This is a genomic window from Nocardiopsis sp. CNZ308, from assembly GCF_004217075.1.
Genome location: NZ_SHKJ01000001.1, coordinates 6,390,964 through 6,404,931, shown reverse-complemented (window position 1 = coordinate 6,404,931; position 13,968 = coordinate 6,390,964). Strand labels below are relative to the sequence as shown.

Genomic DNA, 13,968 nt, shown 5'->3' with positions numbered 1-13,968 from the left:
GGGCTCGGGCCGGGCCGGACCCGGCCTCAGGCGTGCTGGCGGGCGATGGCGCCGAACGCCCCCACGACCGCGCCGAGCGCGAACATCGACGCCTCGTCCTCGTCCATGTGGACCAGGCCCGCGGGCACGAGCACCCGGTAGGGCTTGGGTTCGCCCGGCAGGATCTCCAGGCCGTCGATGATCCCCTGTCCCTCCAGCATCAGAAGGGCTTCCTCGACCCTTCCGGTGCGGTCACCACGGGACCAGATCGACATAGGTCACACCTCACTACGGCCGGGGCCGGGCAGTCCACTGTTCCCAGGGCCGGGAAACCCCGGCCCTGTCGCGCTTCGGTAGTCGGCTCCGGTCTGCGCGGGGGAGTCCAGACCAGTGATACCACCGGGCGGCCCGGGGTATTCCGGCGTCCGGACACACGCGTGCTGGCCGGAACCGGCCACCGCCGCGCGGCGGCGGTTCCCCCGGGGCCCGGGCGGCTCAGCGGGCGAGCACGGTCATCTCCTCCCCGCGCACGTCCACGGCGACGAGTCCGACCTCCCCGGCGGGCGGCTCCCCGCTCTCGGGCCCCTCCACGGCGAGGGCCTCGCCGCCCTCCCCGCTGCCGCTGACGGCGCCCCGCACGCTGATCCGGTCCGCCTCCCGGGAGGCCGCCGCCAGGTAGTGCCACCGGCCCTCCCCGTCCTGCCACCAGGCGCCCGCCGCCACCTGCCGGTCGAGGTTGCTGCACTCCCAGCCGCCCTCGCGCTCGCCCGCGACCACGGTGTCGGCGCCCCCCGCCGGTGTCGGCCACCAGCACGGCGCGGGCCAGGCCGCCGCCGTCGTGGGCCCCGTAGCGCACGCACACCCACCGGCCGGTGCCGACGCCTTGGCGCGGACCCTTCGCCACCAAGACGAGCAGACCTGAGAAGACTCTCCCCCGTGATCGCGCACCGTGGTCGAGGAGGCCGTCCGCCGTGCGTGCACCAGCACAGCGGCACCCTGTCCGCGTGGGCTTGGGCCTGCTTGTGCTGTGGCCGGTCCCTGGCTGGGACTCACGACCAGAGCATGCCACCGTCCTCCAGCGAGACCTTCACCTGCTGTCACGCACCAACTCGTTAGCAGGCCCGGGGCCGGTGCCTCAGCCCCGGGCGAGGGCGCGCAGTTCCTCCAGGCTCGCGGCACGGGACTCGGGGGCGTCGGCGTCCACCCGTCCCCCCTGGGGGTCGTCGACCCTCCCGGCGCAGGACCGGAGCGCCTCCAGCGCGGTCAGCCCCTCACCGCGCAGGCGCACGTGCTCCATCGTCCACCAGCCGCGGGCGGCGTTGCCCGCCGCGTCGGGCGGCAGGAGGGGCTGGAAGTCGCTGGCCTCCTCGGTATCGGAGGCCCACAGGTAGCCGATGAGGACGCCGTCCCGGTGCACGGGCAGGTACAGCACGGGACCTGCCGTGGTCGGGGCGTAGGAGCGGCCGACCAGCACCGGGGCCAGCGCCTCGTCGCTCCACCGGTCGAACACCTCCTGCCCCGCCCCCGGCGCGCGGGAGGAGCCCTCGGCGCCGTCGGCCCCGCGGGACGGTTCGGAGTCCGCCCCACCCCGGTCCGTGCGGTACCCGTCCTCGGGTGAGTTCCCACCGTCCATGGCCGTCCTCACTTCCTCTCGTCTCCATCAGTCACCGCGGTGTCGGGGGCCCTGCCCGGATCAGGGGGGAGGGATTCCGAGCAGGCGGTCGGCGTGCTCGGGCACGCTCCCCGGTGGGACCGCCCCGGCCCGGTCGTCCTGAGGGGCCCCGGTCCAGCGTGCCAGCGCGCCGAGGGCGTCCAACCCCTCGGCCCGGGCCAGGATCAGGCGGCGCACCCAGGCGCCCTTGGCGTTCAGCCCCGCCGGACCGGGCACGGGCAGGAACCCCGCGGCGGCCCCGTCCCGCGAAGCCCAGAGGCGGCCCAGCACGCTCCCGTCCCCCCGCAGCACCGGGACGTGCAGTACCGGCCCGTCGGTGTCGGCGGCGAACCTGGGCTCGGCACCCGCGAAGTCCGGGCGGAACCCGTCCCGCGCGGCCCACTCCTCGTCGGTCATCCCTCCTCCTCCGTCACGGTCGCGGTGTGAACGGCAGCACGGTGACCCGCAGGGTCCACTGCCCGGTGTCGGGGTCCTGGAGCGCGTCGTCGACCCTGAAGCGCGTTCCGCGCGGCAGGAGGAGTTCCCGCTCGGACCGGTGCACGCTGTCGCCGCCGATCCACAGGGCCGGGTGCCCCGCGGGCACGGCCAGGTGGAACTGGTAGGCGGCGGTCCGGTTCACCGTATCGACGCCCAGCGACCCCGAGAGGAAGCCCCGTTCGACGAACTCCGTGCCGATCAGGTCCGTGGGGTCGTGGAAGGGCCGGCCCGGCGGGGCCATGAAGCCCACGCTGAACACCGAGCGCCGTACCTCGACCGTCTCCGGAACCGGCTCCATCGCCCGGTCCAGCATGTCCATCCCGTCGCGCAGGAGGCCCCAGGTCTCCTCCGCGTTCTCCTTGGACGGGATGTGCCCGCCGAACCACTTCTCGACCCACGCGCCGAAGAACCGGTGCTCGCTGAGCCGAAGGACCTCGGACTCGGGGCTGGCGTGCCGGGAGAAGTCGTTGTAGAACTGCGCGTTCTTCGTGTAGGCCCGGGCGGAGTTCTGCTGCTCCGCGGTCAGGGACGGGAACCGGCCGCCGAGGACGAGCTTGCCGTACCCCGCGCCGTCGCCGTCGGTGGCGAACCGGCGCACGCCGTCGGGGCCGACGTGTCCGGGGCGGTCGTCGGGCAGGTCCGGCCCGGCGGGACCTCCCCCGGAGGCCGCGGCATCGGTTCCGGCGGCGGCGTCCAGCCCCAGGAGCGCGGTCAGGAAGGTTTCGGTGCTGTCGCCGGGTTCTGCCGCTGCGGGGCCGGTCACGGTGGTGTACGTGCTGGTCTGCACGCTGAACACCTGGAGGTCCGAGGTGTCCCCCGCCTGCTGCTCCGGGGCCGGAACGGTCTCCGGCCGCTGCGGGACCACCACCTCGGCCTCGATGTGGAACCCCGGCAGTCCGAACGATCCGCTCCAGCCCGCGCGGGTGATCCGGTAGGTGGTGCCCCGGGCGAGGATGAGTTCGCGCTCCTCCGGGTAGTCGCTCCTCGCGCCGACCCACAGGCCGCGGCTGCCCGCGGGCACGGTCAGGTGGACGACATGCCGGGATTCGGCCTTGTGGTGCCCGGCCAGCCGGTTGCCCAGCGACACGGACATGAAACCGGGCTCGGTCTGGACGGTGCCCACCAGGGAGTAGGGGTCCATGTCCCGGAACCCGTCGAGGAACGCGACGTCGGACAGGCCGCGGACCGTTTCGACCGTCTCGGGCAGGGGGCGGTCGACGGCCTGGTCGAGGCGGTCCCGGAACGCGGCCACCTCGGCCGCGGTGGGGAACACGCCCCCGTTGGACCGCGCCACGGTACCGGCCCCGCCCGCGTTCGCGTACCAGCCCGCCAGTTCCGCCTCCGGGTCCGGCGCGTCGAGGATGTACCCGACGAAGCCCGCGGTGTGTCCGGGGACCAGGTCCCGCGCCAGGAGTTCGCGAAGGCGTTCGACGGTGGGCCAGGACAGGCCGTTCAGCTCGTACAGGCTCCAGCCGCGGGCCGCCATCGGATCCGTGCCGACCTGGACGCGGGTCGACTCCCGCACCCTGTCCAGGGAGTCCTGGATGCGCTCGGCCGGGAGGTTGCCGCGGACGACCGCGTTGAGCCACCCGTCGGCCGTGTACCCGCGCACGTCCTCGCGCTGCCGTTCGTGGAGGGTGTCGAAGGCGTGCGGGTTGTTCGCCGGATCGTGGAGCCAGCGGCCGTAGGCGTCGGTCTCCTCCACGGAGCGGAACCGCCGCACGCCCCGGTCGTCGACGTACCCCCTGCCGTCGTCGGCGGGAACGGTGTCGACCGGGAGCCCGGTCCCGGTGACGGAGGTGTCCGCGGAGGCGTCGGTGTGGGCCGTGTGTTCCTCCTCCCCGCCGGAAGCGGCCGTGTCCTTCCCGGTCCCGCCGGTCGCGGGAGGGGCGTCCTCCACGGTCGGCGGCCGGGCCCCGGACGCGGTGCCGGCCCGCTCAGGAAGGATGGCCTCGGCGGACAGCAGCAGGCCGTGGGCGGTCCTCTCCGCGCCGGTGACCCGATAGGACATCCCCCGGGGCAGGACGATCTCGTGGTTCGACGGCCGCGGACCCTCCGCCCCCAGCCAGAGCCCGTGCGCGCCCGCGGGCAGGGTCAGCCGGACGGTCGCCGCGGGGTGCCCCAGGCCCACCGGTTCCGGGTTCACGGAGACCGTGGTGTACCCCGGACTGCTCTGGACCGTGCCCACGAGGCCGGAGGGATCCCCCTCGTCGTACCCCTCCGGGAACCGGAGGCCGCGGGTGTGGGGCAGGACCCACGTCGCCTCGACCGCCTCGGGGAGCGGGCGCCCCAACGCCTCGTCGTAGGTTTCGAGCAGTTCCCGCACGCCCTCGACGGAGGGGTAGCTCCCCCCGTTGGCCGCGGCCAGCGCCCCGGCCGTACCGCTCCTGCGGTACAGCTCGGCCAGCCGCTCCTCGGGACGCCCCAGCGTGAGGACCGACCACAGGAAGTGCGTCCGGGGGGTTCCCTCCTCAGCGGCGTCCACGATCTCCCGCAGCCGCTCCGGGGTGGGCCAGGTGAGTCCGTTGGCCTCGTAGAGCTCCCAGCCGCTGCGGCCGCGGGGGTCCACGACCGAGGGCCGCTCGATACGGCTCATCGAGCGCAACCGGTCGAGTTGCGTCCGCATGTCGCCCGGGGGCACCAGCGCCAGGTCCGCGAGCCACGGGGTGTCCGAGAACGCGGCGACGACGCGGCGCGCCTCCGAGGGGAGGGTGTCCGGCACCGGCATACCGCGCTCCGCGCGCGCGGCCCGGTGCGCGTACCAGTCGGCCTCAGCGGGCGTTCGGAACCGCCGGACACCGGACGCGTCCACCCGTCCGTCCGAGAGCGGGTCCGCGAAGGCCTCCGGACCCAGGACCACCTCCGCGGAGAGCACGGTCACGACCCCGGCCGTGTTCGGGTCGAACGCGTCCCGGACACCGGTGATCCGGTAGGTGGAACCGCGGGCGAGGGTGAGTTCGCGCTGCCCGGGATCGTGGCTGCGGGAGCCGATCCAGAGGCCGTGCGCTCCCTCGGGGACGTTGAGCCGCAGGAGGTAGCGGAAGGGGGCGGAGTCGGTCTTGAAGGGCTGGTCGCCCAGGGTGGTGGACATGTACCCGGGCTCGGTGTGGACCGTGCCTTCGAGGTCGTTGGCGGCGTACCCGCCCACCGCGTGCAGCAGGTGGTCGATGGAGTGCATGCCACGGGAGACGACCAGGCCCTCGGGCAGGGGGCGGTCGACGGCGTCGTCGAGGAGGCGGAAGAGTTCCAGGACGCGGTCCACGTCGGGATAGGTCCCGCCGTTGTGGCGGGCGATGACCCCGGCGTACCCGGCGTTGTGGAACCAGTGGCGCAGCTCCGCGGCGGGGTCGCGTGCGGTGAGGACGTAGTCGACGAGTCCGGCGGTGCGCGGGGGGAGGTCGTCCGGGTTCGCCCGGATCTCGCGCAGCCGGTCGAGGGTGGGCCAGGTGAGTCCGTTGGCCTCGTACAGGTCCCAGCCGTGGGAGGTCGCCACGGTGGCCTCACGACCGGCCTCGTGCCGGGCCCCGGTCCGCACCAGTTCCAGCTGGCTCGCCACACCGGCCGGGGACAGGGGCCGGATCCGGGCCAGCCGGGTGATCCAGGCGGACCTGGTGTAGGCGTCGACCACCCTCCGCCGGTCGGCGGGCAGGGTGTCGAAGGCGTGGGGGTTGTTGGCCGGGTCGTGGAGCCATCGGTCGTAGGCGTTCAGTTCGTCCAGGGAGCGGAAGCGCCGGTATCCGTCGTCGCCGACGTGTCCGCGGCCGTCGCCCGCCGGAAGGCGCGTCCCCTCGTCGACGACCGTGGAGGCGTCCGAGTCGTCGTCCCGGTCCTCCGCGGACGGCTCCCGCGCCGACATGTCCGCGGTGACCGGCTCGGCGTCGATCTCCATCCCGTCGGCGGTGATCCGGACGTCGGTGACGCGGTAGGCGAAGTCCCGGGGCAGGACCAGCGCGTACCGGTCGCCCGCCGAACCCCGGTCACCGACCCACAGGCCCCGGGCGTCTTCGGGGAGGACCATGCGGACGACCGCCACGGTGTCGCGCGGTGCGGTGGTGAAGGGCGAGTCGCCCAGGGAGACGGTGGTGTATCCCCGCTCGCGCTGGACCCTGCCCACCACGGCGGTCAGGTCGTCCCAGTCGTATCCGTCGAGTTCGGCGAGGTCCCGGTCGACGTCCAACGCGAAGGACACCGCGATCGGGCCGGACAGGGGCCGGTCCACGGCCGAGTCCATGTCCCGGATGAGCTCCAGGGCCCTGTTCCCGGTGGGGTAGACACCGCCGTTGGCCCGGGCGATCTCCCCCGCGTCGTCCGCGTTCCGGTACCAGTGGTCCAGCCGCGTCTTCGGGTCGGAGGACCCGAAGACGTCCGCCGCGATCGCCGCGAACGCCGGGGAGCGGACTCCCCCGGCGTACAGTTCCCGCACCCGGTCGAGCGAGGGCCACGACAGGCCGTTCGCCTCGTAGAGCACCCACCCGTTGGGGCGGTCGGGGTCGGCGGCCTTCTCCAGGCTGGTCCTGCTCCACCGGTCGAGCCGGTCCTGGACCAACGCCGGGTCGGAGGCCGCGAGCCGGGAGAGGTCGCTGAGCCAGGGGTTCGCGGTGTGCGCGCCGATGAGGGCGCGCAGCTCCGGCGGGAGGGCGCCGTAGGTGTGCGGGGCGCCGTCCAGGTCGTCCATCCGCTCCGCGTAGGCGTCCAGTTCCTCCCGGGTGCGGAACCCGCGGGCCTCCCCGCCGCTCGTCTCGGGGGCCGCGACCGCGGTGTCGTCGTCCGTGCGGCCGAGCGGGGCCGAGGCCGTCGGCGCGTCGTCGTCGGAGTCGTAGCGGTCGAGGAGGGGGCGGTCGTCGTAGGCGTCGTCGTCGGAGTCGTAGCGGTCCAGGAGCGGCCGGTCGTCGTACGCGTCGTCGTCGCTCTCGTGCCCGGAGTCCTCCAGTCCGAGGAGCGCGGCCAGCCCGGCCTCCTCGTCCGCGCCGAGGCCGGGTTCGTCGGCATCGGTGACAGTGGCGTCCGTGTCGGTCTCCGCGGTGAACACGTGCAGGTCGGCGGACTCCTCGACCCGCGGCGGAGCCGGGTCGGTACCCGGCCGCGGCGGCACGATCACCTCGGCCTCGATGTACAGGCCCTCCAGTCCGCGGGAGCCTCCCCAACCCGCTCGGGTGATCCGGTAGGCCGTACCCGGGGGGAGGATCAGCTCGCGCTCTCCGGGGTACCTGCTCTCCGAACCGATCCAGAGGCCCCGGGAACCGCGGGGGAGGACCAGGTGCACCGCGTGCGCGTACCTGGCCGTGACCCCGGCGAGCTCGTTCCCCAGCGACGTGGACATGAACCCGCGCTCGGTGTGGACCGTGCCCACGAGGGAGTAGGGGTCCTTGCCGTCGAAGCCTTCGAGGTGGTCCAGTTCCTCCAGGCCGCGGATCACCTCGAGCCCCTCGGGCAGGGGCCTGTCGATGGCCTCCGTCAGGGTCCGCAGGTGTTCGAGCGCGCGTTCGGGGGTCGGGAACGCGTCGCCGCTCGACCTGGCGATCTCCCCGGCCTCACCGGCGTGCACGTACCAGTGGTCGAGTTCCTCCTGCGGGTCCTGCGCGTCCAGGATGTACCGGACGAAGCCCTCGGCCCTCTCCGGAACACCCCCCTGCGCCAGGAGTTCGCGCAGCCGGTCCAGGGTCGGCCACGCGAGGCCGTTCATCTCGTACAGTTCCCAGCCGCGCGAGCCCATGGGGTTGGTCTCGAACGCCGCGACGGTGTCCTGGCGCATCAGGTCCAGCACGATCGCCACCTGGCCCGCGTTCATGGACTCCCGGGCCACGGTGTTGAGCCAGCCCTCGATGGTGTAGCCGATGACCCGGTCCCGGTGCTCGGGGGCCAGGGCCCTGAAGGCGTGCGGGTTGTTGGCCGGGTCGTGGAGCCACAGGTCGTAGGCGTCGAGCTCCTCCTCGGTGCGGAACCTGCGGATCCCGTTCCCGTCGACGTACCCCCGTCCGTCGCCGGGCCCGCGCCCGGTGCGGAGCGCGTCCGTCCCGCCGGCGGCGTCGTTCGTCCCGTCGGCCGCGGCCTCGGCGGCGGGCGGCGCACTCACCGCCGCGGGAGCGGGGGTGCCGTCCGCCACCGCGGGTGCGGGGGAGCCGCCCGTCGGCGCGTGCACCCGCGCGGTGATCACGGGGCGGTCGCCGGAGGTGTCCACGGAGTCGATCCGGAACGCGGTCCCCGGCGGGAGGACGACCTCCTGGTTCTGGGGGCGGGGACCCGCGTCGCCCAGCCAGAGTCCGTGCGCCCCAGGCGGCAGGACGAGGCGGACGACCGCGGCCGTCCCTCCGCCCGGACCGGTCGGCCGCGGGTTGAGCGCGACCGCGGTGTACCCCCGGGTGGTCTGCTCGGTCCCGGCCAGCGCGGAGGGGTCGTGCGGGTCGAATCCGCGCAGCTGCTCCCGCGCCGCCGCGTGGTCCAGGTGCCAGGTGCTCTCGACCGCCTCGGGCAGCGGACGGCGGACGGCGTCCTCATAGGAGGCCAGCATGTCCAGCAGCCTCTCGGGAGAGGGGTAGACGCCCCCGTTCGCGCGGGCCAGGACCCCGGCGGCTCCGGCCGTGTTGTACAGCCCGCCGAGCCTGCGTGCCGCCTCCTGGGGGCCGTGCCTGAGGATGTCGGTGATGAACCGCGCCCGCGCGGGGTTGCGCCCCTGCTCCACGGGCAGGAGCTGGAGCAGCCGGTCGGGGGAGGGCCAGGTGAGGCCGTTCGCCTCGTACAGCTCCCACCCGAGGACCCGCTGCCGGTCCGCCGGGGTGGATGCCTGGGTGACACGGCTCGCCGCGCGCAGGGACTCCAGCAGTTCCCGCGCGCCGTCCGGGCCGGTCCGGGTGAGGTCGAATCCTCCCGCGAGCGCGCTGAGGGCGCGGGCGAGGTCGTGCCGCGCCCGGGGGAGCGCGTTGACGGCGTACGGGTTGTGCGCCGGGTCGTGGAGGCGGTGGCCGTACCAGTGGGCCTCCTCCGGGCTCCAGAACCTGCGGACGCCGTCCTCGCCGGTGCTCCCCTCCGAGAAGAGGTCGGGCACCGCCCGCGGCAGGGCGACCACGGTCGCGGTGAGCACTGTCTGCGGACCGCCGGATTCGGGGTCGATCCTGTCCTGGACGCCGGTGATGCGGTACGTGGTGCCGCGGCCGAGGGTGAGCTCCATCTGCTCCGGGTCGTGGCTGCGCGTACCGATCCAGAGGCCGCGGCTCCCCTGGGGCACGTCCAGGCGCAGCAGGAAGGGGAATCCGTCCGAGTCCGTCTTGAACGGGGAGTCGCCCAGGGTGGTGGACATGTAGCCGGGTTCCGTGTGGACGGTGCCCACCAGCAGTCGGGGGTCCGTGCCCCCGGTCGTGCGCAGGAGGTGGTCGATCGACTGCATGCCGCGGGACACGGCCATGCCCTCGGGCAGCGGGCGGTCCACCGCGCTGTCCAGGAGGCGGAACAGCCGCCGGGTCGCGGCGGCGTCGGGGTAGACGCCTCCGTTGAGCCGGGCGATGACCCCCGCGTAACCGGCGTTGTGGAACCAGTGGTCGAGTTCGGCACGGGGGTCGGGGGCGTCGAGGACGTACCGGATGAGCCCTCGGGTCCGCGGGGGCACCGGCCGCGGGGAGGCCGCGATCTGGCGCAGCCGTTCCACGGACGGCCAGACCAGACCGTTGGCCTCGTACAGGTCCCAGCCGTGGGCAGTCTGCGCCGTGTCGGGGTCGGCCGCCTCGGCCCGGGACTGGGAGCGCCACTCCATCAGCTGTCGCGCGACGGTCTGGGGCAGGAAGGGCCGGATGCGGGCGACACGGGTGATCCAGGCCGACCTGGTGTAGGCGTCGACCATCCCTTGCTGGTCGGGGGTGAGGGTGTCGAAGGCGTGGGGGTTGTTCGCCGGGTCCTGGAGCCACCGGTCCTGCCCGTCGATCTCCCCGGACGAGTCGAAACGGCGGATGCCGTCCTCGTCGAGGGTGCCCCTGCCGTCGGAGTCTTCGTCATCCGAGGCGTCCGACTCCGCGTCCGAGGAGTCCTCGGCGTCCGACTCCGGTTCCGTGCCGTCGTCGGTCTCGTCGCCCCCGCGGTCCGCGTGGTCGTGGACCGCGGCGGGCCCCGCCGGTGCCGCGGCCACCGGTCGCGGTTCCGCGGGCAGGGCCACGGCGGTGATCTCCACGACCCCGTCCGACTCCGTGACGCCGGTGACGCGGTAGCCGGTGCCGCGGGGGAGGAGGAGCGTGTACGGGTCGGAGGCGTCCGCCCGGTCGCCGATCCACAGGCCGTGCCCGCCCTCGGGCACGGTCAGGCGGACCAGGGCCGTGCCGTCACCGCCGGTCGCCGGTGAGCGGTCCAGGGATGTGCGCAGGTACCCCGCCTCCCGCTGCTCGGTGCCGACCAGTGAGGAGGGGTCGCCCTCGACGTACCCGACGAGTCCCTGGAGGCCTTCGTCCCCGCTCAGCGCGAAGGTCACCTCCACGGGGCCGGGAAGCGGGCGGTCGGTCGCGGCGTCCAGGGTGCGCAGGGTGTCCAGGACCTCGTCGGCCGTCGGGTAGACGCCGCCGCCGGCCTTGGCCAGGGCGCCGGCCTCGTCCGCGTTGTCGTACCAGTGGCGCAGCCGTCGGCCGGGGTCCGGTGCCCTGAAGATGTCGTTGACGAGCCGGTCGAAGGTGCGGGTGGACCCGCCGTCGGAGTGGGTCTCCCGGATCTCGGTGAGCGTCGGCCACCGGTTCCCGTTCTTCTCGTAGAGCGGCCAGCCGTTGAGGTCGTCACCGCTCGCGTTGTCGCCCGCGTCGTACGTCAGGTCCTCCAGCCTGTTCTGGATGGAGTCGGTGTCCAGCGAGGGGATCCATGTGAGGGACGACAGCCAGCCGCTTGCCGCCTGCGCGACGACGGCCTCGCGCTGCTCTCGGGGCAGCGCGTCGAAGGTGTGCGGGTTGGTGCCCGGATCGTCGAGCCCCGCGGCGCGGGCGGCCGGATCCTCCAGCCCCAGGAGGTCGGCCATCCCGTCCTCGCGCTCGCGCGTCCACCCGGGTTCGGGGAGGCGTCCGCCCTCCTCGGCCGGGTCCTCGTCGGCCGTCTCCATCAGGAACACGGTGGTCTCGTCGCTCGTGTTCGGCTCGGGCGCGGACCGGGCCGGAACCGGCCGCGGGGACGGCGCGGCTCCGGGGTCGGAGGCCTCCTCTCCGGTCACCGGTCCGCTCCGGCCGGGCGGGGTCTGCGTGTTCAGGGCGCTGTGGAACGTGTCCAGGAGCGAGTCCGCCGCGGGGTGCGCCCCCGGCTCCCGCTCCGCCGGGGCGCTGGGGGGTGTGCCGGTCGCGGGGCCGGGCGCCTCCGACCGGGCCGGCTCCGCGTCGTCGGTGCCGGTCAGCCCCAGGCCGCGGGCCAGGGAGTCGAGGTCGGCGCCGCTCGCCTCGGTGCCCTCCCCGTCGGGGTCCCGGACCTCTCCGGCGAGGTCGGTCACGGCCATGACCACGGGGTTGTCGGAGCCGAACGGGCCGGAGAACCCCGGCATGTTCACGCGCATGTCCAGCCTCGCGCGCGCGACGGAGCCCGGAGGGGTCAGGTCGGCGATGGACCGCGCCCGGTCCAGGGCGGCCGCCCGCGCGGCGGCGTCGCCGCGTGAGGAGGCCGCGTCGCTGAGCGCGATACCGACGGCGATGTTCGCGGCCACGTTGACGTCGTGGGCGAGGCGCCCGTGCCGGTCGGCCGCGTCCTGGGCGGCCGCCGTCGCGTCGCGGCGATGGGTGTCCGCCCTCTGGGCGGCCGCGCGGGCCTCCTCGGCCCGGGTCCCGGTATCGTGCCCGGTGGTCCGTGTGGTGCGGGCTGCGGTGTCGGCGGCCTCGTAGGCGATGTGGGCGGCGCGTTCGGCGTCCTGGCGGGCGGTGTCGGCCTCCCCGGCCCGTGTGAGGGCCGTGTCGCGCTCGCGTGCGGCGTCGGTGATCCGGTCCGGGTTCTCGGGGTCGACCCCGGACGGTTCGGGGACCGCGTCGCGGGCCGCGGCCGCGTCGGCGCCAGCGCGCGCGGCGACGCTCTGCGCGGCGGCGGCCAGGTCCGCGGCCAGGGCGACCGTGGCCGCGACCGCCTCCGGGGCGGTGTCGGCGGTCTCCCAGGCCCGGTCCGCCAAGTGCTCGGCGGCGTCCCGCAGCCCTTCGAGGCGGTCGATCGTCGCGGTCCGGTCGGGGCCGGCGGCATCCCGGAGAGTGGAGGCCAGGTCCTCGGTGAAGCGTTCCGCCGCCTGGCCCATCCCGTCCAGGGCCGCTGCCGTGTCGTCCGCGTTCAGGGCCCGGTCGATGCGGTCCAACGCCTCGCCCGTCCAGGCCGGGGGTGCTGTGGTGGCCCCGTCGTCGTGAGCGGAGGGCAGGATCTGGGCGTGGAAGAGGTAGCCGCGCCCCCAGGGTTCGACTGAGGTGATCCGGTAGCGGGTCCCCCGGGTGAGGATCACCTCGCGTTCGCGGGGGTGTTGGCTGCGGTCGCCGACCCACAGCCCGTGGGAGCCTTGCGGCACGGTCAGCCGCATCAGGTCGATGGGGGAGCCGCCCGCCGCGGACGGGACGGTACCGAGGGAGACCGAGAGGTAGCCCTGTTCGACGTGTGTGGTTCCCGCGAGGGTGTAGGGGTCGGTGCTGTTCTCGCCCAGCAGGTGCTGGTGGTGGTACATGCCGTGCACGGCCTCGAAACCCTCGGGGAAGGGGTGGCCGGTGGCGCGGTCCAGGCGCCGGAGCAGCGTCAGGACTTCCGGGGCGTCGGGGAAGTGCGCCGGTTCCCCGCCCAGGGCGAGGGATTCGGCGATCCGGCCCGCGCTTCCGGAGCTTACCTGGAGGTTGTCCAGTGCGGCCTGCGGATAGGGGTTGTCCAGGACGCCCCGCACGATCCGCACCTGCTCGGGGCTCAGTGTCCCCTGCCGCGCGGCTTCTTGCAGCTGTGCCAGGTCGGGCCATCGGCCGCCGCCGATCTCGTAGACCTGCCATCCGGGGTGGGACCGGCTCTCCTCCCGGATCCGGTCCAGTTCGGCCTGCACCGTCGCCTCGTTGAGCGGACTCAGACGAGCGAAGCGGTTGAGCCAGGAGGAGCGGGTGTAGGCGGAGACGGCGTCCTGGGTCGCGGTGGGGAGCGTGTCGAAGGTGTTGGGGTTGTAGTCGGGGTCGTGCAGGAGGTCGCCGTAGCGGTCGGTGTCGGCAGCGGTCGGCAGCCGGCGGATCGTCCCGGACCCGGACGCGGCGGGGGCGTCATGGTCGGTCAGTCCCAGGCCGCGGGCCAGGGAGTCGAGGTCGGTGTCGCTCATCCCGGCGCCGTCCCCGTCCGGGTCCCGGACCTCTCCGGCGATGTCGGTCATGGCGAAGACGGTCGTGCGGGAGGTGGTCCCGGGGTGCGGCGGCCCGGCCGCGGGGGCCGGGGTGCGCGGGTCCGGTTCCGTCGTCGTGCCGCTCGGGTCGGGCGCGGCCGGGGCCTCCCGGGGAGTGAGGCCGAACACCGGGCGGAGCTGGTCCCCCAGCGGTGCGCTGGAGGTGGGGCGGGACGCCGCCGGCGGGGCGTCGGGCGGGGTGATACCGGCGAGGTGGGCGGCGGTGGCGTTGGTCGCGGTGGTCCAGGCGGCGACGGCGTCGTTGTAGGCGTCCAGGGCGGTCCGGTAGGCGGTGTCCTGGGTTCCGTAGGCGGTGCGGGCGCCGTCGAGGGCCGCGCGGTTCGCGGGTGTGGGGTCGGCGGCGTGGGCCTTGTACGCGTCGAGGTAGGCCTTGACCAGCGCGGGGAGTTTGGCGCGCTGCTCGGTGTAGGCGGCCTCGGCGTCGGCCATGGCCTTGGCGGCGTCGTACTCGGCGGTGATGGGCGCTTCGGCGGCGTCGGCCTGCTCGGAGGTGAGGACG

Annotated in this window: 5 protein-coding genes; all 5 read right to left on the bottom strand. The window is 74.5% G+C overall.

Features of this window, described 5'->3' with window-relative positions; all coding sequences use genetic code 11:
* Positions 1 to 26: 26 nt before the first annotated feature.
* Complete coding sequence (locus EV372_RS27590) at positions 27 to 254, bottom strand: hypothetical protein (RefSeq protein WP_130398463.1); 228 nt, start codon at positions 252 to 254, stop codon at positions 27 to 29.
* 220 nt (positions 255 to 474) lie between these two features.
* Complete coding sequence (locus EV372_RS27585; protein WP_197044332.1) at positions 475 to 756, bottom strand: hypothetical protein; 282 nt, start codon at positions 754 to 756, stop codon at positions 475 to 477.
* A gap of 358 nt (positions 757 to 1,114) precedes the next feature.
* Positions 1,115 to 1,612, bottom strand: coding sequence for a hypothetical protein (locus tag EV372_RS27580; protein WP_130398462.1), 498 nt, complete (start codon positions 1,610 to 1,612; stop codon positions 1,115 to 1,117).
* A gap of 60 nt (positions 1,613 to 1,672) precedes the next feature.
* Positions 1,673 to 2,047, bottom strand: coding sequence for a hypothetical protein (locus tag EV372_RS27575; RefSeq protein ID WP_486484066.1), 375 nt, complete (start codon positions 2,045 to 2,047; stop codon positions 1,673 to 1,675).
* Between the two features lie 13 nt (positions 2,048 to 2,060).
* The gene (locus EV372_RS29580) at positions 2,061 to 13,898 is read right to left on the bottom strand and encodes an ADP-ribosyltransferase (protein ID WP_486484411.1); all 11,838 of its coding nucleotides are present in this window, start codon (positions 13,896 to 13,898) and stop codon (positions 2,061 to 2,063) included.
* Positions 13,899 to 13,968: the final 70 nt, after the last annotated feature.